The 21,964-nt window shown below is 54.5% G+C and carries 20 protein-coding genes, 3 pseudogenes and 1 riboswitch; of the genes and pseudogenes, 14 read left to right on the forward strand and 9 right to left on the reverse strand.

Features of this window, described 5'->3' with window-relative positions; genetic code table 11:
• Positions 1–74: 74 nt before the first annotated feature.
• Positions 75–1,028, reverse strand: a complete 954-nt coding sequence (gene speB, locus OA238_RS08590; protein ID WP_015494883.1) for an agmatinase — start codon at positions 1,026–1,028, stop codon at positions 75–77.
• 431 nt (positions 1,029–1,459) lie between these two features.
• Between speB and OA238_RS08595 the strand changes: the two genes are divergently transcribed.
• The gene (locus OA238_RS08595) at positions 1,460–2,536 is read left to right on the forward strand and encodes a tyrosine-type recombinase/integrase (RefSeq protein ID WP_015494884.1); all 1,077 of its coding nucleotides are present in this window, start codon (positions 1,460–1,462) and stop codon (positions 2,534–2,536) included.
• 192 nt (positions 2,537–2,728) lie between these two features.
• Here the strand turns inward: OA238_RS08595 and OA238_RS08600 are convergent, their stop codons facing one another.
• From OA238_RS08600 to OA238_RS08625, 6 genes are all read right to left on the reverse strand, one after another.
• Complete coding sequence (locus tag OA238_RS08600; RefSeq protein WP_015494085.1) at positions 2,729–3,709, reverse strand: integrase core domain-containing protein; 981 nt, start codon at positions 3,707–3,709, stop codon at positions 2,729–2,731.
• A gap of 90 nt (positions 3,710–3,799) precedes the next feature.
• Positions 3,800–4,675, reverse strand: a complete 876-nt coding sequence (locus tag OA238_RS08605) for an IS3 family transposase (RefSeq protein WP_015494885.1) — start codon at positions 4,673–4,675, stop codon at positions 3,800–3,802.
• Positions 4,672–4,968 (reverse strand): transposase, encoded by a 297-nt coding sequence (locus OA238_RS08610; protein WP_015494886.1) that lies wholly within the window; start codon positions 4,966–4,968, stop codon positions 4,672–4,674. Before OA238_RS08610 ends, OA238_RS08605 begins: the two co-directional genes overlap by 4 nt.
• A gap of 138 nt (positions 4,969–5,106) precedes the next feature.
• Positions 5,107–5,448 (reverse strand): DUF1127 domain-containing protein, encoded by a 342-nt coding sequence (locus OA238_RS34960; RefSeq protein ID WP_420806483.1) that lies wholly within the window; start codon positions 5,446–5,448, stop codon positions 5,107–5,109.
• Positions 5,449–5,607: 159 nt separating this feature from the next.
• Positions 5,608–6,264 carry a DsbA family oxidoreductase gene (locus OA238_RS08620; RefSeq protein ID WP_015494887.1) on the reverse strand — a complete coding sequence of 219 codons (657 nt, stop codon included), beginning with the start codon at positions 6,262–6,264 and terminating at the stop codon, positions 5,608–5,610.
• Positions 6,265–6,604: 340 nt separating this feature from the next.
• Positions 6,605–7,648: an IS110 family transposase gene (locus OA238_RS08625; protein WP_015494235.1), complete on the reverse strand. Its 1,044-nt coding sequence runs from the start codon at positions 7,646–7,648 to the stop codon at positions 6,605–6,607.
• Positions 7,649–7,906: 258 nt separating this feature from the next.
• Here OA238_RS08625 and OA238_RS31225 point away from each other — a divergent pair, with 258 nt between their 5' ends.
• On the forward strand, positions 7,907–8,401 hold the full coding sequence (locus tag OA238_RS31225) for a transposase (protein ID WP_015493786.1): 495 nt from the start codon (positions 7,907–7,909) through the stop codon (positions 8,399–8,401).
• Complete coding sequence (locus tag OA238_RS08635) at positions 8,398–8,853, forward strand: helix-turn-helix domain-containing protein (protein WP_051076438.1); 456 nt, start codon at positions 8,398–8,400, stop codon at positions 8,851–8,853. The genes OA238_RS31225 and OA238_RS08635 overlap by 4 nt, the downstream gene beginning before the upstream one ends.
• Here the strand turns inward: OA238_RS08635 and OA238_RS08640 are convergent.
• A protein-coding gene (locus OA238_RS08640; RefSeq protein ID WP_085982719.1) for an IS3 family transposase occupies positions 8,850–10,342 on the reverse strand; the annotation gives its coding sequence in 2 pieces (ribosomal slippage) (positions 8,850–9,892 and positions 9,892–10,342; 1,494 coding nt in all). The genes OA238_RS08635 and OA238_RS08640 overlap by 4 nt on opposite strands.
• Before the next feature lie 262 nt (positions 10,343–10,604).
• Between OA238_RS08640 and OA238_RS32675 the strand changes: the two genes are divergently transcribed.
• The 3 genes and pseudogenes from OA238_RS32675 (at position 10,605) to OA238_RS08655 (ending at position 12,120) form a co-directional block, all read left to right on the forward strand.
• Positions 10,605–11,066 carry an integrase core domain-containing protein gene (locus OA238_RS32675; protein ID WP_245581471.1) on the forward strand — a complete coding sequence of 154 codons (462 nt, stop codon included), beginning with the start codon at positions 10,605–10,607 and terminating at the stop codon, positions 11,064–11,066.
• A 41-nt stretch (positions 11,067–11,107) separates the two neighbouring features.
• Positions 11,108–11,363, forward strand: a pseudogene (locus OA238_RS33635) (tyrosine-type recombinase/integrase); the annotation flags it as partial.
• On the forward strand, positions 11,356–12,120 hold the full coding sequence (locus OA238_RS08655; RefSeq protein WP_015494888.1) for a hypothetical protein: 765 nt from the start codon (positions 11,356–11,358) through the stop codon (positions 12,118–12,120). The pseudogene OA238_RS33635 and the gene OA238_RS08655, both read left to right, overlap by 8 nt.
• Positions 12,121–12,138: 18 nt before the next feature.
• Here the strand turns inward: OA238_RS08655 and OA238_RS08660 are convergent.
• Positions 12,139–12,738 (reverse strand): annotated as a pseudogene (locus OA238_RS08660) (transposase); the annotation flags it as partial.
• A 73-nt stretch (positions 12,739–12,811) separates the two neighbouring features.
• Between OA238_RS08660 and OA238_RS08670 the strand changes: the two are divergent.
• From OA238_RS08670 to thiD, 8 genes and pseudogenes are all read left to right on the forward strand, one after another.
• Positions 12,812–14,364, forward strand: a protein-coding gene (locus OA238_RS08670; protein ID WP_245581321.1) for an IS3 family transposase whose coding sequence is annotated in 2 segments (ribosomal slippage) — positions 12,812–13,280 and positions 13,280–14,364 — 1,554 coding nt in all. Because the reading frame shifts where the segments join, the coding sequence is not laid out codon by codon here.
• Between the two features lie 202 nt (positions 14,365–14,566).
• Positions 14,567–14,863, forward strand: coding sequence for a transposase (locus OA238_RS08675; RefSeq protein WP_015495240.1), 297 nt, complete (start codon positions 14,567–14,569; stop codon positions 14,861–14,863).
• On the forward strand, positions 14,860–15,759 hold the full coding sequence (locus tag OA238_RS08680) for an IS3 family transposase (RefSeq protein WP_015494890.1): 900 nt from the start codon (positions 14,860–14,862) through the stop codon (positions 15,757–15,759). Before OA238_RS08675 ends, OA238_RS08680 begins: the two co-directional genes overlap by 4 nt.
• Before the next feature lie 42 nt (positions 15,760–15,801).
• Positions 15,802–16,572 (forward strand): annotated as a pseudogene (locus OA238_RS08685) (transposase); the annotation flags it as partial.
• A gap of 962 nt (positions 16,573–17,534) precedes the next feature.
• Complete coding sequence (locus OA238_RS08695; protein ID WP_044036533.1) at positions 17,535–19,394, forward strand: ABC transporter ATP-binding protein; 1,860 nt, start codon at positions 17,535–17,537, stop codon at positions 19,392–19,394.
• Positions 19,395–19,608: 214 nt separating this feature from the next.
• A riboswitch (TPP riboswitch) is annotated at positions 19,609–19,697 on the forward strand.
• A gap of 44 nt (positions 19,698–19,741) precedes the next feature.
• Positions 19,742–20,515, forward strand: a complete 774-nt coding sequence (thiM, locus tag OA238_RS08700; protein ID WP_015494892.1) for a hydroxyethylthiazole kinase — start codon at positions 19,742–19,744, stop codon at positions 20,513–20,515.
• Positions 20,515–21,156, forward strand: a complete 642-nt coding sequence (gene thiE / locus OA238_RS08705) for a thiamine phosphate synthase (protein WP_015494893.1) — start codon at positions 20,515–20,517, stop codon at positions 21,154–21,156. Before thiM ends, thiE begins: the two co-directional genes overlap by 1 nt.
• A complete protein-coding gene (gene thiD, locus OA238_RS08710) occupies positions 21,153–21,956 on the forward strand; it encodes a bifunctional hydroxymethylpyrimidine kinase/phosphomethylpyrimidine kinase (protein ID WP_015494894.1) in 804 nt (267 codons plus the stop codon). The genes thiE and thiD overlap by 4 nt, the downstream gene beginning before the upstream one ends.
• The last annotated feature ends 8 nt before the right edge of the window (positions 21,957–21,964 follow it).

A 21,964-nucleotide genomic window follows, 5' to 3' on the forward strand; every position in this document is an offset into this window, starting at 1 on the left:
AACGACAGTAGTGCGGATGCAACCGCCTCTAATGCTGAAAGCACAAATGCCCGATTTTCTTCAATGACTGAAACTTATCTGTGATGGAGGATGCGCCCTATAGTGTTCATCAGTATTTGTGCTGCTAGGGTCGATGTGCATCCAGTTTGGTCATAATCTGGCGCAACCTCAACTAGGTCGACGCCCACAATACTGCCGCGTCTTGCTAGCCCATCAATCAGTTCCAAAACCTCATAATAGATAAAACCGCCGTGGCTGGGCGTTCCTGTTCCGGGTGCAATTGATGGATCAAAGGCATCGATATCGATCGTGAGGTAGTAGTTAACACCTTCTGGAATTCGATCCAGCATGCCCTCGATGCCCAATTTCCGTACTTGGCGAACTGATTGAATGTCCGACCCCATTTTGCGGGCATCGACATAACCGCCGCGCGCTGTGGAGGATACGTTGCGAATACCGATTTGGCTCAAGCCCGTTACATATGGTTTTTCAGCGGCGCGGCGCATTGGATTTCCATGGTCATACCTAACTCCGTGGCGCTCATCCACAAAATCGAGATGTGCGTCGATCTGGACCACGTGGATCGGCCCTTGGTCGTCAAAGGCGTTGATGCAGGGGATGTTGACCGAATGGTCGCCCCCCATCACAACAGGAATTGCGCCTGCGGAAAGAATTTTCCGAACACCATATTCGATGTTAGCGTGACTTTTCATCGTATCAGTATGGATGATATCCGCATCACCGATATCGACGATCTTGACCTTCGAGGGTTCTAGATAAGTTATGTCGTCCTCGTGATCGTAAGCACCTGCATGACCGAATGAAAAGAGGGTGGAGGCTTCGCGGATGGCGCGCGGACCCATTCGGGCACCTGAACGCCACTGGCAGCCAAAATCGTAAGGTGCACTAAGAACAGCCACATCTGCATCAACTGCATTCCAGTCCTCTACGTATGGGTACTTTCCAAACGTACAAATCCCAACGAATGGCAGGTTGAGGCGTCCGCCCTCATATCCATGGTCCGACATTTTCGATTCCTTTTCCATTTCTTGAGATAGGGTTGTGACAGATGACCTTGAGAAAACCTGGTTTTTTTGGTTACTGTTCTGATTACGACAAGCATAAAGCAAACCTTAGCCGCGCCGCTGTAAATCTGCAAAAGGCTCAATGCAGCCGCTCGCTGCGAACGTGATGAAGGGCCATTTGGAGACATGTTTTGCGTTCGCAATTGAAGCTTCTGCCATCGCTGTCTTGACGCGCTAACACCCATGAAATAAGAAGCTTTTAGTAAGCGGGCGTCTTGTAATGGTTAAGACCCCAGTTTTCCAAACAAAAGTTCTGAGTTTCGTAAGGTTTCATTTGGCACCTTACTACTTCTTTTTGTTGACTTTTATTTTGCATTGGGTTGCGTGGGGTAGCGCACAGTTGCGTGGCGTTACCTACAAAAGGCCGACAGAATATGCCAAAGCTCACAGAGACGTTTTCTAACAAATTGCCGCACGCGAAAGCAGGGACGGACAAGTACTGGGATGCGGAGATCAAAGGGCTGGTGCTCTTTGTGGGGAAGCGCTCGAAGACCTGGTACTTTCAGAAGGACGTTGGTGGTCAGACCAAGCGAATTCTGATTGGCAGGTTCCCCATCATCTCAGCGCAAGCTGCACGTCAGACGGCGCTTGGGTTTGCCTTGGAGATGGGCAGAGGGGCAGGGAAGGCGGCTCAGATTGGCGCGCCCACTTTGGAGGCCGCAATGGAAGTGTATCTGGCACGTCCAAAGCTGCGTTCTGAGACCAACAAGGTTGGGATGCGCGCTCAGCTTACGCTTCATCTGAAAGACTGGATGCGCCTGCCCCTAGACGAGATCAGCAAGGCGATGACAGTGCGCCGTCATCACGACATGGCTGGATCGCCGTCAGCCGCCAATCATGTGCTTCGCAGCTTTCGCGCCATCTACAACCATGCCCGCCGGACTTGCGATCTGCCGGAATGTCCGACCATGGCAATCGAGTGGTTTGAAGATAAGCCGGACGGGCGGATTATTGAGAACCTGAAGCACTGGCGTAAGACGATTGATGATCTGCCCAATCCAATCCATCGGGTATTCTACGAGCTTCTGTTGTTTACCGGCCTTCGCAAAACTGAAGTGTTCACCTTGAAGTGGGAGCAAGTACTGGAAGACCGGATCCATCTGCCAATGACGAAGAATGGGAGGAGCTTCGACCTTCCGATCTCGCAGCTGCACCATGAGATCTTGGCACCGCTTCGCCCTCTGAGCAGCGACTGGGTGTTTCCATCACCAAAATCAGAGACAGGTCACATCACGAGGCCGGTAAGGCTCAAGTATAATCCGCATATGCACCGCCGGACATTCGCGACGGTTGCGATGGAAGCAGGAGTGCTGGAGGAGATCGTGGGGCGGTTGCTCAATCACACGCCGCTATCGATCACTGGGCAAAGATATACGCGGCCGTCGTTGGATGCGTTGCGTCCGTCGATGGAGATTGCCTGCGCCGAACTCCTGAACCGCATCGACAACTGAACAAAAAGCTTAATTGCGGACCTTCGCTCTGTTTGAAGCAAAGGCCTGTAAAAAGCCCAAACTGAACTTCGTCCCGTTTTCCGGACATTTTGCTTATAGACCCTACGCTGCCATTTTCCAAGTCATATCTTCGAAAGTGTATAGGTTCAGGTGTTTTGAGACTCACACGACTTTGGCCTGAGTGATTCGAATTTACTCCATTGGTGTCTTGCCTTTCAAGGCATGATGAGGCCTGAATGTGTTGTATTTATCGACGGCTTTTCGAAGTTCAAACCGCATCGCTCCTATGCTGTCGGCAATGAGATCACGACATGCATAGAACTCTTCGCGGAAGGTGCGGTTACCGCGCTCGACACCACCGTTGTATTTTGGCCTTGCTGGCGGCAGCACAATGAGCGGGATCTCCATCTGTTCGCACGCTGTCTCAAAATCGGCCATAAACTCAGACCCGCCATCGACTTGAATTGAGATGATCTTATAGGGAGCTATTTCCACGAGTTCTTGCAAAAACCGTTTGGCAGAGCGTGCCGTGGCATTCGAATAAACTTGCGCGTGGATATGCTTGCTACACCTCTCCCAGGCTTGAAAGTGTTTGCACGTGACGCCGTTCTTCGTGGCAGTCATATGATCGATCTGCACACGCTCGCCAACCACAATATCTTTGTAATCCCTATATTTCCATCCCTTGGCATGCCCCTTGGAAAAATTACGCTTGCGCTTTTGGGGCGCAGATCTTGATCGTGTGATCAGGCCTTTTTTCCTTAGAAAGCTCAAAATGCGCCCCACGGTGCTATCGCTCATGGTTTGCTTTTTGTCGCGACGCAAGATGGCCCCTATTTTCTCCTTACCGTAGGTTTCATTGTCGCGGCGGGCCTCAAGCACCAATTGCTTTTCTGCCTCGCCCCACTGTGACTTGTTGCAGCGTTTGGGAGCCTTTGAAGGCGGTATGATTGCCTGCGCCAAATCCTTCAAAATACGCTTGTGACGGTAATATGTCGCGCGCGAGATGCCGACGAATTCAGCGCACTTTGATAGAGAAACGCCCTCTGTACGTAAGTCGTCCCATTGCCGAACCTGACCTTCGTATTTGATACGGTACACGTCCAAACATTCTTGTGTCCGCGCCCAAGCATAAAGTTTATAAACGTTCTTGTGCAGTCCGATGATTTGCATATTGGCCTCGTGAGCTGGTTTCTTTCAATTCTCAGTCTCCGAGGTCGCCTAAATCTTGGCAACAAAATTTTGTCTCACATCTATCTGAACTTATTCATAAGCCTGTTTTGGCGTTTTGTAGCCGACGCCTGAATGACGGCGCTGGCGGTTGTAGAAGACCTCAATGTATTCGAAGATGGCGGCCTTGGCCTCAGCGTGTGTTCTAAAGCGCCGCTGGTGAACCATCTCCTTTTTCAATGAAGCAAAGAAGCTTTCCATCGGCGCATTGTCGAGGCATTGGCCCTTGCGGCTCATGGATTGAGTGAGTTTCGCCTTTTTGATCAGCTTGCGATAGTCCCCGCCAGCATATTGGCCGCCCCTATCGGAGTGGTGTATCAATCCCGGAACCGGGCCTCTGCGTCCCAGAGCCATCTCGAGGGCGGCGCAGCAAAGCTCCGCACGCATGTGATCCTCCATCGCCCAACCGACGATCTCACGCGTGACCATGTCCTTCACGCCAGCCAGATAAAGCCAGCCTTCGTCCGTGTCGATATAGGTGATATCCGCCAGCCAAACGGCATTAGGCGTCTGGCTGTAGAATTTCTGTTCCAACAAGTTTGGGGATGGCTTCAGCTTATGATTGCTGTCCGTTGTGATTGGCTTTCTACGCTTGCGAAGAAGCGGGGACACCTTGTGTTCCTTCATTATTCTCGCAACACGGCGCTCGGAGACGACCTCACTATCCGCCAGTAAGTCTTGGTGAATACGCTTTGATCCATAACATTTCTTACTGGCCTTGAAGAAGGTTTTTATCTTGGGAAGCAACGCCTGATCCCGAGCGTCGCGATTAGCTTGATGCTGATCACGTGCAGGCTGACTGGCTGGGAACCCGTAGAACCAGCCCCGGGATATCTCTAGAAGACGGCATAATATTGAAACCGCGTATTGAGCTTTATGGGCGGTGACGAAAGCACGCTTGTTCGTCATGGTTTCACCAGCCGCGCCGCGAAAAAAGCGGATGCTTTGTGCAAAATCTCCACTTCCTCAGCAAGCCGCTTGTTGTCTTTGCGAAGGCGGAGCAATTCAGCCGCATCCGCCTGCTGACGCCGTTTGGCTTCAACTGAGCCAAACGCCTCAATTTCCAAGCGCCACGTCTTCAGCTGCGTCCCAGTGATCCCAAGCTCCTTGGCAACGCTGCCTTGCGTCGCACCAGGCTCATATAACCGCTCAACTGCAGCTGCCTTATAATCGTCTGTATAATTGCGTCGATGTTGTCCCATTTGGTGCCCCTTTCACGGACTGGGGTAAAGTACCCCAATGTCCGGCAACAGGGACGAAGTTCACAACAGGCTGTCACGCGTCCCCGGCATAGAAATGACACTTGGGATGCCTAGCTGATGAAAAATGTCGTTGCTGTGTTAATGCATCTCGACGGCTTGAGCGGCGATGCTCTCGATGTCCGAGGAACGGATGCCGATATCGGCAAGATCTCGGTTCGACATAGCGGAGAGCTGGTTGAACGTACGATCATATATTGCTTTTTTGGCGTGGGATTCCGCATTGTCAGCTTTGGCCTGCTGAATGCGGGCCCTCAAGCCTTGTAGTGGGTGTGCGGGAAGAATGTTTGCAAATGTCACATCTTTGGTCTTTCGTTTCCAATGGTGGAATCCGATCCACCGCGTTTCGTATGCTTCCCAATTACGATGTTTCTGCGCCCACACAATGCTCAGTGCTGCAAGGTCGATATGCAATCTAGTCATGACGCATTATGGCTGCGTTTCGGTTGCAAAGTTAAAGTTGGCGACAACGGTCACTTTGGGTTCAAAACAGATTTTCTCTTAGTGAGACAGGCACATGCTGACGGCCAACTTTTAGTTGTTCGCACGGCAGGCCATGGTGAAGATTGCAGTAAACAGCCCTTATTCTGATGCTCCGACGCCCTGTCTCAGTTGGGACAGAATGTTGGCATAATTGTCGACCCCCTGTGCACCAGTAACCAAATGCTGGCGGTCAAAAACCATTGCGGGGACTCCGGTGATACCTTGCTGAGTCCAGAATTTCTCTTCTGCGCGAACTTGGTCAGCAAAACGTTGATCGACCAGAATGGCTTCGGCTTCTGCACGCTCGAGGCCGACTTCTGACGCAATGGCGGCGAGTACATCGGGGTCGGATAGATTACGACAATGGGTGAAGTGCGCGATAAATAGCGCCTGTTTCAGATCGTCGCCTTTGCCCTTAAGCGTCGCCCAGTGCAGCAATTGGTGTGTGTCAAACGTGTTATGCATTCGCATGTCGTCCGCGAATAAAAACGTAAAGTCGAGATCTTCACCGATTGCTGTCAGGCGATCACGGTTGGCGTGTGATTCAGCCTGACTGCTGCCGTATTTTTCCATTATGTGCTCGACCATGTTCTGGCCTTCGGCAGGCATGCTAGGGTTCAATTCAAACGGATGCCAATGGATATCTACGGCCGTGCCTGACGCTTCGGCAGCCCTTTTTAACTGGCGGCAACCAACAATGCACCACGGACAGACGACGTCTGAGATAATATCGATACGCAATGGCGTCGTTGTCATGGAGGCATTCCTTTGGACTGTGGTACTTCATTCAGGTGTGGTCGAATGAACAAAACGTCAAGTTATGGAGCAAATCTGGCTCTCAACCAGCGTCTTCAAATAGTAAATTTGTCTGTATAGCTCACGCCTGAACTTCCCAATTTTAATTTCTGAAAGTTGCCGTGTGTCTTCACATGATCCTTGAGAGGATATTTGCCGCAAATGCCGCAAATGCCGCAGCCTAAGGCGCCTGCACGCAAATTAATTATCCTAGGGAGTTGGCGTTATTGCACTGTCGTGAGAGTTGCATGATCTTCGTTCTTAAGTTCAAGTGAGGCCCCCTCTGATGCTCCTATGTTTGTCAATGCGTAGATTTTGCGCCGTTTGGCACACAAAGTTGGCGATATATCTCGCGGATAATATAACGTTTCAAGCACCGCTTGATCTCGCTTTTGCTTTTGCCTTGGGCTGTGCGTTTGATTACATATGCCTTGGTTGCTTCGTGACCCCGCATTCGGGTGACAGCAACGATGTAGAGGGCGGCATTGGCTTTTCGGTTCCCGCCGCGATTCAAGCGCATTCGGTTAGTTTTTCCGCTCGAAGCCGGGATTGGACAAACTCCGCATAGTTTAGCCAGAGCTGCCTCGGATTTGATCCGCTCAGGGTTGTCGCCGACGAGGATCAGCATTTCCGCCGCGGTCATTGTCGAGATGCCATGGGAATTCATCAGGCCTGGGGCCTTTTCTCTGACCAAACGTTCAAGCTCTTGCCCGTGAACGTGGATTTCCTCGTGCAAGTTCAGCCATCTGCGTGCAATCGCACGCATGGCTGCCTTGGCAGAAGCCGTTGGTGATGTGATTTTTCCCGGCCTAAGTGCTGCTATGTGGCGGATCAGGCTAATCGGGCCCTTGATTTGATCAAGCATACCGCGCAGCTCTGCAGGCGCATTGATAATGAGCGCTTTCAAGGTGATCATCGCTTGCGACCTGGACTTCACCGCACTGTCGCGTGCCATCTTGATGTGCCGGATCATTTCGCATGCGCCGATTTGCGTCTTGGCTAGGGCCGTGGCTTGGCCATTCAGCACCGACCTAGCCGCGCTTTCTGCATCGAGACTGTCGGATTTACCATGAAGATAGCGTAGCTGGCGATTAGGCCGCATGACGTCCAGCACCGTATGGCCCTTAGCTAACAAATCGCGAGACAGGGCAGCGCCATAAGAGCCAGTACCCTCAATGCCAAAGGCTTTTATGCTTCCGAACTTGCTCCCCCATACTTCCAAGTCCAGATATCCTTGGCAAGTCGTTGGGATTGTCAGGCCACCCAAACGGGCACCTTGAGTATTCATCGCGACTGCAATGTGGTTAGATTTATGCGTATCAACGCCGATGATAACTTGGTCCATGGATACCCTTTCACTGGAATGGCCCGAGCACCGATCGAAGAGGACAGGACTGTGATGGTACAAGACCGTCAGGCTCCTATGAGGTCACATCTCACCCGCTGCCAGGGTAACTTGATGGTCGACACGTCACAGGGAAGACACGTGGTCATTCAGGGAATGGGTCAGGCCATCAAGTTACAATAGTATACTCACAGTCAGGGATGTTGTCCGCTGCTCTATTTTTCTCTAATTTTCAGGTGGGCGGATTAGGACAATGACATGGGATATTCACTGGAACGAAAAGCAGCTGTGCTGAAACGGATGCTTCCGCCGAACAACGTGGCCATTCGGCAGCTTTCGCAGGAGGAAGGGATTTCGGAGGCGACGCTTTTCTCTTGGCGTGCTCAGGCGCGCAACAAGGGGCAGCTTTTGCCTGACGCTGATGCGAGCCCTGAGGGCTGGTCTTCACGTGACAAGTTTGCGGCGGTGTTGGAAACTGCTGCGCTGAACGAGGCTGACCTAGCCGAATACTGCCGCAAACGCGGCCTTTACCCGGCGCAGATTGCCATGTGGCGAGTTGCTTGCGAGCAGGCCAACGACTGGGACCGCACGAGTGCAGCACGTCTTGTGCGTGCGACCAAGGAAGACAAGAAACGGATGAAAGATTTGGAACGCGAGCTTGCTCGCAAGGATCGCGCACTGGCCGAAACTGCAGCACTGCTTGTTCTGCGAAAAAAGGCCTCAGCGATCTGGGGGGACGGAGAGGACGCATGATCAGCACCCCAGATCGCCAAACCGCAGTTGCTCTGATCAATGAGGCCGTCACCGCAGGAGCGCGGCGCGCCAAAGCCTGTTCCGAGTTGGAAATCAGCGAACGCACTCTGCGGCGCTGGACAAAAGACGGCGAGGTTCGCCCTGATAAGCGCCCCCTCGTGCCGCGTGCGGAACCAGCAAACGCGTTGAGTACGGCAGAACGCGCGGCTGTTCTAGATGTCTGTAATTCAAAGGAGTTCTCTAGCCTTCCCCCAAGTCAGATTGTGCCAAAGCTAGCCGATCAGGGTCGATATCTGGCCTCGGAATCGAGTTTCTACCGCATTTTGCGCGCCAATGGATTGCAGCATCACCGGGGGCGAGCCAAGTCCCCAGTCAAGCGTAAGAAGCCCACAAGCTATCAGGCCAGTGCGGAACGTGTCAACGACTTTGAGACAGTGGCTTTTGGACTTTAGGCTTGGGTTTCTTCGGTTGGTTTTGGTGGGTTGATCCAGACGGCGGTCGGGATTTGAGGCGGTTTTGGTGGTTTGTGTACGAAGCGTTCGGGCGTGGCGAGGAATGCCGCGTCTAGTGTTGCTTGTCGCGCGGTGTAGATTTCTTGGGCCTGCCCAAAATGGATTTGGTCGGGCGTCATCAGACCAATCCCGGCGTGATGATGGTCTTGGTTATACCATGCAAAGAACCTGCGGCAGAATGCGCGAGCCTGCTCGATGGTTTCAAAGTTCTTGGGGAACTCTGGCTGATATTTCAGTGTTTTGAAGTGGGCTTCGGAGAACGGGTTGTCGTTTGAGGTGTGGGGCCGACTGTGGGACTTGAGCACACCAAGATCAACCAGCATCAGGGCTGTCGTCTTTGCCTTCATGGGCCCACCGCGATCTGCATGCAATGTCAGCTGATCGCGTGGAACCTCGTGTTTTTCCATCGCGTCGATGAACAGCTCTTTGAACTGGCTGGCGCTCTCCGCGTGCTCGACGCGCCAGCCAACAACGCGGCGGCTGAAGATGTCGAGGATGACATAGAGATAGAAGTAGGACCATTTCACCGGGCCCCTCAGCTTGGTGATGTCCCAAGACCAGACCTGATTGGGGGCTTCAGCTAGAAGTTCAGGCTTTTGATAGACGGGATGTGTGCGCTGTCGGCGGCGTTCGCCAACTTCGCCCTGCGCGGCCAATATCCGATACATCGTGCGGATTGAACACAGATAGGTGCCTTCATCCAGCAAGGTGGCAAAGACCTCTGTGGGCGTCTGATCCGCAAAGCGGGGTTCGCGCAGGTGGTGCAATACCTGGTCTCTTTCCCTTTCCGGCAGAGCCCGCGAAGACGCTGCGCGCGGTGGGCGTGTGCGTGGTGGTGCCGTCAGCGCCGCACGCTGTCGAAGAACGCTCGCGCGCGATAATGATAGCGCGGCGCAGACAGCCGAGGTCAAGCCGCTGCCGGTGGGCAATGCAATCGCGACGGCCATCATGATTTGCCGCTGCGCTCTTGCGTCTGCTCCATCTCGTCCAGAAGTCCCGCCACTTTTTTTTGGATGGCAATGATGGCTTCCGCCTGATCCAGACGGCGCCGCAAGGCTGTCACCTCACGGTTGGCCTTAGCCAGCTCAGCTTGCAATGGATTGGCAGGTGCCTTTTGTGGGCCACGGCGCATTGGCTGCAATGCACCCAATGTGCCGGCCGCCCGCGCACGGCGCCAATCGGTCAGTGCAGAGGAATAAAGCCCCTCCCGCCGTAGAATGGCGGAAACCCCGCCAGTGTCTGCCACTTGGTCCGTCTCATCCAGAATGCGCAGTTTGTATTTGGCTGTGAAGTTGCGTCGCTTCGGGATGCTCGTCAGTTCCGCTGTGGGAGCCAACGGCGCATTAACAACGCGGGGAGGCGACGTCGGGGCCAAAACGGCTCCAGATCCAGCATCTGGCGAAAGTGGTGATTGTGAAGGCATAACCATGGGTTCGTTCTCCTACGCCCTCAAGTGTAAACTTTAGCCAGTCAATTGTCTCACGCTTATTGGCACGGAGGGGTGCGCCCTGTGAGGTCTGGACCTGGGACATTACCTGGATGCCGGGACCTGTCGCAGGCATGTTCTTCTATCTGTATCTGATCGTGGACATCTTCAGCCGGAAGATCGTGGGCTGTACATCCATGAGCGTGAAAGTGCGGATCTGGCTGCCATTCTGATCCGGCAAGCAGTGCTAGCGGAGGGCTGTCAGATGCGCCCCTTGGTTCTGCACGCTGACAACGGCAGTCCTATGAAGGGCGCCACGATGAAGGTGACGATGGAAAAACTAGGGATCACGGCCTCCTACAGTCGCCCTCGCGTAAGCAACGACAACCCTTTCTCAGAGGCGTTGTTCCGAACCTGCAAATACCGCCCGGACTGGCCGACCAAGGGCTTTGCCACCAAGGCGGATGCTCAAACCTGGGTCCAAACCTTCGCTGGTTGGTACAATAGTGAACACCTGCACAGCGCCATCCGCTTCGTCACGCCGAATGCGCGCCACGCAGGTCATGATCGTGCAACGCTCACAAATCGTGCCAATCTCTATGCCACTGCTCGCGCGCAAAACCCGCAACGCTGGTCAGGAAAAACCCGAAACTGGCAACCAGCAGGACCCGTCTGGCTGAACCCAGAAAACGAAATCAGCGCCTCTGAAATCAGAGACGCTGCATGAAATCGGCGGACAACACCTTTGACAAACACCGGAGGGTAGGGTCCCCTAAATCAGAGACAGGTCACATCACGAAGCCGGTAAGGCTCAAATATAAACCCCCATATGCATCGCCGGACATTTGCGACGGTTGCGATGGAAGCAGGAGTGCTGGAGGAAATCGTGGGGCGGTTACTCAATCACACGCCATTGTCGATCACTGGGCAGAGATATGTGTGGCCGTCGTTGGATGCATTGCGTCCGTCGATGGAGATTGTATGCCAGGAATTATCGAAACGGTTAGGGGGCGAACATGGCTGAATGGTCATTTGATCAGAGTATCTCCGAAGAAACCTCGCCGCCTTTCGAGGACTTGGTAGAGTTGTGGTCTGCATTTGAGATCATTGACGAAGTTGGCCCACGTTATGACTCTGGAAAACGCCTCCAGCAACTCGATGACGACCTGTTCGACGGGTTGCGCCTCCGGACAGTCACTGACGAACATCCGCTGAACTGGATCAAGGGGTCTGTCCAAGCAAAGAATGAGATTTTGAAGAAAATTCCGGTCGGCAGTCATAGCGCGCTGGAAGTGGTCACTGGCTTAAACGCGCTCAAGGCCGCCCGCGTAGATTTGCCATTGCACCGTGAATCGCCTGTTCTCTTGTCGGAAGAGTATCGGATCGAGCAAGGGCTGGTGTTCGTGCGATCAAAGCCCAGACTTAAGTATATCACCGGAAAGCCGACTTCCCACTATTACGCTCAGATATCCCAGGATTGGGCGCAATTTTTTGTTGAGCTTGATGTGATCGGCTCAGTAGTCACAAAACTGGTATTGCGCTGCCTGCAGGAAGGTCGTGCGATTTGTGTACTCCAAGAGATCTCAGGATGTGCGCTACAGGTACCTAGCAGTTGGAACACAAAGTCTGGATTAGACGGCCGTGCGAAGTCTCCATTTCTGCTGACCTGCGACCTGGCAGAAGCTTGGAACTTAAAACATATGGATACTCTGGAGCGTTCGGATCGCAAGGTGAAAACTCGTGCGCTCCGATGGCTTCACGGAACGTGTCAACGACTTTGAGACAGTGGCTTTTGGACTTTAGGCTTGGGTTTCTTCGGTTGGTTTTGGTGGGTTGATCCAGACGGCGGTCGGGATTTGAGGCGGTTTTGGTGGTTTGTGTACGAAGCGTTCGGGCGTGGCGAGGAATGCCGCGTCTAGTGTTGCTTGTCGCGCGGTGTAGATTTCTTGGGCCTGCCCAAAATGGATTTGGTCGGGCGTCATCAGACCAATCCCGGCGTGATGATGGTCTTGGTTATACCATGCAAAGAACCTGCGGCAGAATGCGCGAGCCTGTTCGATGGTTTCAAAGTTCTTGGGGAACTCTGGCTGATATTTCAGTGTTTTGAAGTGGGCTTCGGAGAACGGGTTGTCGTTTGAGGTGTGGGGCCGACTGTGGGACTTGAGCACACCAAGATCAACCAGCATCAGGGCTGTCGTCTTTGCCTTCATGGGCCCACCGCGATCTGCATGCAATGTCAGCTGATCGCGTGGGACCTCGTGTTTTTCCATCGCGTCGATGAACAGCTCTTTGAACTGGCTGGCGCTCTCCGCGTGCTCGACGCGCCAGCCAACAACGCGGCGGCTGAAGATGTCGAGGATGACATAGAGATAGAAGTAGGACCATTTCACCGGGCCCATCCCCCTCTGTCAGGGATGTTGTCCGCTGCTCTATTTTTCTCTAATTTTCAGGTGGGCGGATTAGGACAATGACATGGGATATTCACTGGAACGAAAAGCAGCTGTGCTGAAACGGATGCTTCCGCCGAACAACGTGGCCATTCGGCAGCTTTCGCAGGAGGAAGGGATTTCGGAGGCGACGCTTTTCTCTTGGCGTGCTCAGGCGCGCAACAAGGGGCAGCTTTTGCCTGACGCTGATGCGAGCCCTGAGGGCTGGTCTTCACGTGACAAGTTTGCGGCGGTGTTGGAAACTGCTGCGCTGAACGAGGCTGACCTAGCCGAATACTGCCGCAAACGCGGCCTTTACCCGGCGCAGATTGCCATGTGGCGAGTTGCTTGCGAGCAGGCCAACGACTGGGACCGCACGAGTGCAGCACGTCTTGTGCGTGCGACCAAGGAAGACAAGAAACGGATGAAAGATTTGGAACGTGAGCTTGCTCGCAAGGATCGCGCACTGGCCGAAACTGCAGCACTGCTTGTTCTGCGAAAAAAGGCCTCAGCGATCTGGGGGGACGGAGAGGACGCATGATCAGCACCCCAGATCGCCAAACCGCAGTTGCTCTGATCAATGAGGCCGTCACCGCAGGAGCGCGGCGCGCCAAAGCCTGTTCCGAGTTGGAAATCAGCGAACGCACTCTGCGGCGCTGGACAAAAGACGGCGAGGTTCGCCCTGATAAGCGCCCCCTCGTGCCGCGTGCGGAACCAGCAAACGCGTTGAGTACGGCAGAACGCGCGGCTGTTCTAGATGTCTGTAATTCAAAGGAGTTCTCTAGCCTTCCCCCAAGTCAGATTGTGCCAAAGCTAGCCGATCAGGGTCGATATCTGGCCTCGGAATCGAGTTTCTACCGCATTTTGCGCGCCAATGGATTGCAGCATCACCGGGGTCGAGCCAAGTCCCCAGTCAAGCGTAAGAAGCCCACAAGCTATCAGGCCAGTGCGCCCTGTGAGGTCTGGACCTGGGACATTACCTGGATGCCGGGACCTGTCGCAGGCATGTTCTTCTATCTGTATCTGATCGTGGACATCTTCAGCCGGAAGATCGTGTGCTGGGAGGTCCATGAGCGTGAAAGTGCGGATCTGGCTGCCATTCTGATCCGGCAAGCAGTGCTAGCGGAGGGCTGTCAGTTGCGCCCCTTGGTTCTGCACGCTGACAACGGCAGTCCTATGAAGGGCGCCACGATGAAGGTGACGATGGAAAAACTAGGGATCACGGCCTCCTACAGTCGCCCTCGCGTAAGCAACGACAACCCTTTCTCAGAGGCGTTGTTCCGAACCTGCAAATACCGCCCGGACTGGCCGACCAAGGGCTTTGCCACCAAGGCGGATGCTCAAACCTGGGTCCAAACCTTCGCTGGTTGGTACAATAGTGAACACCTGCACAGCGCCATCCGCTTCGTCACGCCGAATGCGCGCCACGCAGGTCATGATCGTGCAACGCTCACAAATCGTGCCAATCTCTATGCCACTGCTCGCGCGCAAAACCCGCAACGCTGGTCAGGAAAAACCCGAAACTGGCAACCAGCAGGACCCGTCTGGCTGAACCCAGAAAACGAAATCAGCGCCTCTGAAATCAGAGACGCTGCATGAAATTGGCGGACAACACCTTTGACAAACACCGCCATCAGCTTGGTGATGTCCCAAGACCAGACCTGATTGGGGGCTTCAGCTAGAAGTTCCGGCTTTTGATAGACGGGATGTGTGCGCTGTCGGCGGCGTTCGCCAACTTTGAACTTCGTCCCTGTTGCCGGACATTGGGGTACTTTACCCCAGTCCGTGAAAGGGGCACCAAATGGGACAACATCGACGCAATTATACAGACGATTATAAGGCAGCTGCAGTTGAGCGGTTATATGAGCCTGGTGCGACGCAAGGCAGCGTTGCCAAGGAGCTTGGGATCACTGGGACGCAGCTGAAGACGTGGCGCTTGGAAATTGAGGCGTTTGGCTCAGTTGAAGCCAAACGGCGTCAGCAGGCGGATGCGGCTGAATTGCTCCGCCTTCGCAAAGACAACAAGCGGCTTGCTGAGGAAGTGGAGATTTTGCACAAAGCATCCGCTTTTTTCGCGGCGCGGGCGGTGAAACCATGACGAACAAGCGTGCTTTCGTCACCGCCCATAAAGCTCAATACGCGGTTTCAATATTATGCCGTCTTCTAGAGATATCCCGGGGCTGGTTCTACGGGTTCCCAGCCAGTCAGCCTGCACGTGATCAGCGTCAAGCTAATCGCGACGCTCGGGATCAGGCGTTGCTTCCCAAGATAAAAACCTTCTTCAAGGCCAGTAAGAAATGTTATGGATCAAAGCGTATTCACCAAGACTTACTGGCGGATAGTGAGGTCGTCTCCGAGCGCCGTGTTGCGAGAATAATGAAGGAACACAAGGTGTCCCCGCTTCTTCGCAAGCGTAGAAAGCCAATCACAACGGACAGCAATCATAAGCTGAAGCCATCCCCAAACTTGTTGGAACAGAAATTCCACAGCCAGACGCCTAATGCCGTTTGGCTGGCGGATATCACCTATATCGACACGGACGAAGGCTGGCTTTATCTGGCTGGCGTGAAGGACATGACCACGCGTGAGATCGTCGGTTGGGCGATGGAGGATCACATGCGTGCGGAGCTTTGCTGCGCCGCCCTCGAGATGGCTCTGGGACGCAGAGGCCCGGTTCCGGGATTGATACACCACTCCGATAGGGGCGGCCAATATGCTGGCGGGGACTATCGCAAGCTGATCAAAAAGGCGAAACTCACTCAATCCATGAGCCGCAAGGGCCAATGCCTCGACAATGCGCCGATGGAAAGCTTCTTTGCTTCATTGAAAAAGGAGATGGTTCACCAGCGGCGCTTTAGAACACACGCTGAGGCCAAGGCCGCCATCTTCGAATACATTGAGGTCTTCTACAACCGCCAGCGCCGTCATTCAGGCGTCGGCTACAAAACGCCAAAACAGGCTTTCGAAGATATGACTTGGAAAATGGCAGCATAGGGTCAATAAGCAAACTGTCCGGAAAACGGGACGAAGTTCACAGAGGTCTTTGCCACCTTGCTGGATGAAGGCACCTATCTGTGTTTAATCCGCACGATGTATCGGATATTGGCCGCGCAGGGCGAAGTTGGCGAACGCCGCCAACAGCGCACACATCCCGTCTATCAAAAGCCTGAACTTCTAGCTGAAGCCCCCAATCAGGTCTGGTCTTGGGACATCACCAAGCTGAGGGGCCCGGTGAAATGGTCCTACTTCTATCTCTATGTCATCCTCGACATCTTCAGCCGCCGCGTTGTTGGCTGGCGCGTCGAGCACGCGGAGAGCGCCAGCCAGTTCAAAGAGCTGTTCATCGACGCGATGGAAAAACACGAGGTTCCACGCGATCAGCTGACATTGCATGCAGATCGCGGTGGGCCCATGAAGGCAAAGACGACAGCCCTGATGCTGGTTGATCTTGGTGTGCTCAAGTCCCACAGTCGGCCCCACACCTCAAACGACAACCCGTTCTCCGAAGCCCACTTCAAAACACTGAAATATCAGCCAGAGTTCCCCAAGAACTTTGAAACCATCGAGCAGGCTCGCGCATTCTGCCGCAGGTTCTTTGCATGGTATAACCAAGACCATCATCACGCCGGGATTGGTCTGATGACGCCCGACCAAATCCATTTTGGGCAGGCCCAAGAAATCTACACCGCGCGACAAGCAACACTAGACGCGGCATTCCTCGCCACGCCCGAACGCTTCGTACACAAACCACCAAAACCGCCTCAAATCCCGACCGCCGTCTGGATCAACCCACCAAAACCAACCGAAGAAAACCCAAGCCTAAAGTCCAAAAGCCACTGTCTCAAAGTCGTTGACACGTTCCGTCCTATGCCCAAAGGGCTCTGAGTGTTGCATTTGAAACTTGAGTCTAAGCAGTGTTCTTGACTTAGGAGAACAACTCGTATGTATCACGCCTTCGGCAGATGGATCCACATCCATCAAATTTATCCCAGATGAATCTATTAAATGGAACGGTCAAGTCGGAATACGGAGTGGACAACCAATTGGGGTCGGAGTTCGCCTTAACCCAAAATTTGAAATTGCATTAAATGAGATGATCATAAACCATTTGCTGTCAGACATTGATCCATATGTAGCAATCGAGATTTCATCTGCTGAGAAAGAGAAGCTAATGCAGGAATACTTCCAATAAGAAGGTTCATGTTGGCTGTCAGGTGGGCACTGTCAGACTGCGTGAAGGCAACACATTGAACACTTGCGTCAAAAAGCTCGTGGAGCACGGCTGGTTGGTTCGAGGGACTGGGGAGCAGGTGATCGCTGGGTCCAATTGCACAACATTCTGGCGTGTCGTTCGTCCGGGGGGGGGGCATGAATGTGGCTGGTATCGCGCGCGCGAGGGCGTGCTTTGAAAACGCAATAGAAGTGCCCACAGTCATCGTTGCTGAAGGCCGCCATAAAGCTTTGCACGGATCCTCTGGGGGGGCTTTGCCGCACATGCCGCAAGTGCCGCAGCCACATGCGCCCGCACGCAGAGCGATGGCAGATGAGGAAGATGCGTTTTAAGAGCCGGCGGCTAACACTGAATACGAGGGAGGCTTCGCGCCATACAGTGTGTGATGACGCTATCGGCGGTGGCCCTAACCGGACATTGACCGAGGTTTATAGTGCTGCGACGCAGCATTCTGCATGAACTGACAACTACAAAGCGCCCTTCCTCGACCACTCAAGCTACGTTGTGGATTAAAGGCTCCAGCCCTATGTGGTATCCTATGAACATATCAGACCGCATCTTCCGCCCATTTGAGAACCTTGTACGACCCTTCGACCTTCCCCTGCGCGTCCTGCCCGCAACTGGGGTCTGGCGTTTGGTCTGGCATTTTGCACAGCTCTTTCGTGGCGTTTTGGTTGCCGTTGCCGGGTTGTCAGTCATTTCTGCGGGGATCGGGCTGGCAATGGTCTGGGCACTGGCGTTTGTGGTCGACGGTGTGACAGCGCAGGGGGCTGCGTCCTTTGTCGCGTCCGAGAAATGGACATTGGCCACTTTGGTCTTTGTGTTCGCTGTCGTTGACCCAGTCGTGACCTTTGTGCGCGGCGCCTTCATGGCGCAAACGGTGCAGGTTCTGTTGCCAGCCGCGATGCAGTGGCAGGCCCACAAAGCTGTCGAACGCCAAGACGTCTCTTTCTTTGAAGACGTGTTTGCGGGTCAGGTTGCCAGCCGCATCGGGCAGGTTTCCGGTGCGGTGCAGCGGTCCATGATGATCGCCATGCAGATGGTGCCGCGCGTCGTTATTTCTTTTGGCGGGGCTGCCGTGTTGCTGGCGGCCTTATCGCCAATGATGGCCTTGCCGGTTGTGGTCTGGATCTCGCTCAACATCATTTTAGCATGGTTTGCGGTTCCGGTTTATGCGGCGCGATCACGCAAAGTGGCGGCGGCCACGAGCCGGGCCACAGGGGCCATGACAGATGTGTATTCCAACATCGCGATGGTGAAACTTTTTGCCGCAGAAGACAGCGAGGCAGGTGCGATCCAAAAGGTCATAGGTGAGACCATCGACACCCAGCACCGTGAGAACCGCGCCTATGTTTCCACGGATGCCTTGGTGCATCTGCTGAATGTGTCGCTGGTTGTGTCTATCTTCGCAGTGGGTCTGTGGGGTTTGGTCTCTGGGTTTGTCAGTTTGGGTGATTTTGTTGCGGCGGCCACTATCGCCCGTACTCTGTCGGCGTCATCAGGAATGTTTATTGGGTTGGGCCAGTCGATCAGTCGCGCCTATGGAACGATCGCTGACGCAATGCCAATTATGACTACACAACCAACCCTGATGGATGCCTCGAATGCACCCGACTTGAACTTGACCTCTGGGCAGATCCTGTTCGATCACGTGACCTTTGGATATGGAAAAGCAGACGCCGTGGTACGTGAACTGACGCTTGCCATAGCCCCCGGCGAGAGAGTTGCCTTGGTCGGTTTGTCCGGTGCAGGCAAATCGACCCTCGTCTCCCTCTTGATGCGGTTGCGCGATGTTGAGTCCGGTCGTGTGACCGTTGACGGCCAGAACGTCCGCGATGTCACGCAGACCTCCTTGCGAGGGCAGATCGGTGTGGTGACACAGGATGTCGGACTGCTGCATCGGTCCATCCGTGACAATATCCGCTATGGTCGCCCCGACGCCACGGACGCCGAAGTCGAGGCCGCCGCGCAAGCCGCACAAGCCATGGGCTTCATTCGCGATCTGCGTGATGACAAGGGCCGCGTGGGCCTTGACGCATTCGTCGGTGACCGCGGCGTTAAACTCTCGGGTGGTCAACGCCAAAGGGTCACCATAGCCCGTGCACTCCTCAAGGACGCTCCGATCCTTGTGTTGGACGAAGCCACGAGCGCGCTTGATAGTGAAGCTGAAGCCGCGATCCAAGAGAATCTGGACCGCTTGATGGCTGGAAAAACAACTCTGGCCATCGCGCACCGCCTGTCCACCATCGCAGCTATGGATCGTATAGTGGTCATGGATGCGGGCCACATCGTCGAGCAAGGCACACACGATACCTTGTTGGCACAAGATGGCCTCTACGCCCGCCTCTGGGCACGACAATCCGGCGGCTTTCTTGCGCGGAAAATGGGTGCAGCCTGAAGTCGTACTAACGGCCCATTGCTGCCGTTCACGTCCACCTCAGGTTGCTGCGGTGCAGCCCGTCATTGCTGACATTCGTGCATCTTACAGCATTATGTCAGCTGGAACGTCGGTCTGCGGACAATGCGGTTCTTGAGTGACATAACACGAATGTCCTCTGTTCTCATCGCGACGGCTCATTCCATTTGACGACACAGCCGAAAACAATTAGCCGTTTCAGAACCAGGGGCGCTGAAAAGCTGAGATGTACCCTTTGAACCTGAACCAGATAATGCTGGCGGAGGGAGGTCGTATGTTTGTTTGCGCTGCATACACCATCTCCTTTTTGCTAGCACAAAGGAGAGACTATGGCCCCCCAAGATGTCCTGACCGCCCTGCGTGACAAAAACCCATTGGTGCATTGCATCACGAACTATGTGGCAATGAATATTGCCGCGAATGTCGTTCTGGCGGCAGGGGCCTCGCCCGCCATGGTGCATGCGCCGGAAGAAATCGCCGATTTTACGCCGATATGTGGGGCGCTTACTATCAATATCGGCACGTTATCAACACCGTGGCAGGCCAGTATGATGAACGCGGCCACGCTTGCCAGCGCGCATAAAATCCCTTGGGTTTTGGACCCTGTCGCGCATTTCATCTCGGACTATCGCAAACGCGCAGCTCAGGATTTATTGGCGCTGCGTCCGACTATTGTGCGTGGTAACGCTTCAGAGATATTGGCCTTGGCGGGCGAAGCGGGTGCCGGTAAAGGTGCCGATGCAGGTGACAGTGTTGATGCTGCCCAAGGGGCAGCAAAGGCGTTGGCAGCAGCGTCTGGGGCGGTCATCGCGATCACGGGACCAGTGGATTTTGTCACCGACGGCGCGCAAGAGGCGCATGTATCGGGGGGGGCGCCGCTGATGTCGCAGATCACCGCTTTGGGGTGTTCGCAGACGGCATTGATGGGGGCTTATGCTGCATCCGGTTCTGCATTTGATGCTGCTTTGGGCGCACTAGCGCATTTCAAGGTTGCAGGTACCGCCGCGTCAAAGCTAGCCCATGGCCCGGGCAGTTTTCAGATGCATTTTCTGGATGCTCTGGCCGCCACCCAACCTGATGATCTTGCAAAGGCTATCTTATAATGATGGCATTGAAGACCCGTTTGCGCCTCTATTTGGTGACGGATGCGGTTTTGTGCACCACGCCAGACCTTGTCACGACTGTCCGGCTTGCTGTGGCGAACGGTGTTACAATGGTGCAGTTGCGTGAAAAAACAGCGACGACCGCGCAGCGAGTGCAGATGGCGTTGGCTCTAAAGGAGGCGCTCGCTGGTAAGGGCGTGCCGTTGGTCGTCAATGACGATGTCGCCGCCGCCGTTGCAGCGGATGTTGATGGCGCACATATCGGCCAAGGCGACATGTCAATTGCGCAAGCGCGTGCGCTGCTTGGGCCGGACAAAATCCTCGGGCTGTCGTGCGAGACTTCGCAAGCGGTGCAGGCGGCCGATCCGGCGTTGGTGGATTATCTTGGGCTTGGCCCCGTGTTCGGTACGGCGACAAAAACCGACCATGCGCAGCCCATTGGCTTGGATGGATTGGCGCAGTTGGTGGCACTTTCACCCCTGCCCAACGTCGCGATCGGCGGTCTGAAAGCGACGCATATCGGCGATGTCCACAAAAGCGGAGCAGATGGCATGGCCGTGGTTTCCGCAATTTGCGGGCAGGCGGATCCTGCCGCCGCGACCCGCGCATTTAAAGCCCTCATAACGGAGGAAGCACTTTGATCCCAAATGTCCTTAGCATCGCAGGCTCTGACCCATCGGGCGGGGCTGGCATTCAGGCTGACATCAAGGCGATTTCTGCAAATGGCGCCTTTGCAATGGCCGTAATTACCGCATTAACAGCGCAAAGCACCCAAGGTGTCACAGCTATCCATCTGGTGCCTCCCGATTTTGTTAAAGGCCAGATCGCGGCTATATTTGAGGATATCCGCGTCGATGCAGTCAAAATCGGGATGATTGCCAACGCAGGTATCGCTGCCGCTGTGGCGCAATCGCTGCAAGCGCAGACGGGCATTCCTATCGTGCTTGATCCTGTGATGATCGCCAAAGGTGGCGCAGCGTTATTGCAAGCTGATGCAGTGAATACCTTGCGCGATGCTTTGTTGCCTATGGCGACACTTCTTACACCAAATTTACCCGAAGCGGCGTACTTACTTGGTACAAAACCCGCGACCACACGCGCGGAAATGGCCGCCCAAGGCCGCGCACTTTGCGCGCTTGGGCCACAGGCGGTGCTCATGAAAGGCGGTCACTTGGACGGTGCCGAAAGCCCGGACTGTTTAGTAACGACTGATGATGTGACGTGGTTTGAAGTGGCGCGCACCCAAACCGTCAACACCCATGGCACCGGCTGCACCTTATCGTCTGCATTGGCAGCACAATTAGCCCATGGCCAGACACCCACCGCCGCAACCGCCACTGCCAAATCCTATGTCGCAAACGCTATTGCGCATGCAGACGCGTTATCCGTCGGGTCCGGTCATGGCCCCACCCACCACTTTGCCGCCCTTTATTCAAAATGAAAGCGAAA

Source organism: Octadecabacter arcticus 238, assembly GCF_000155735.2.
Classification (GTDB): domain Bacteria; phylum Pseudomonadota; class Alphaproteobacteria; order Rhodobacterales; family Rhodobacteraceae; genus Octadecabacter; species Octadecabacter arcticus.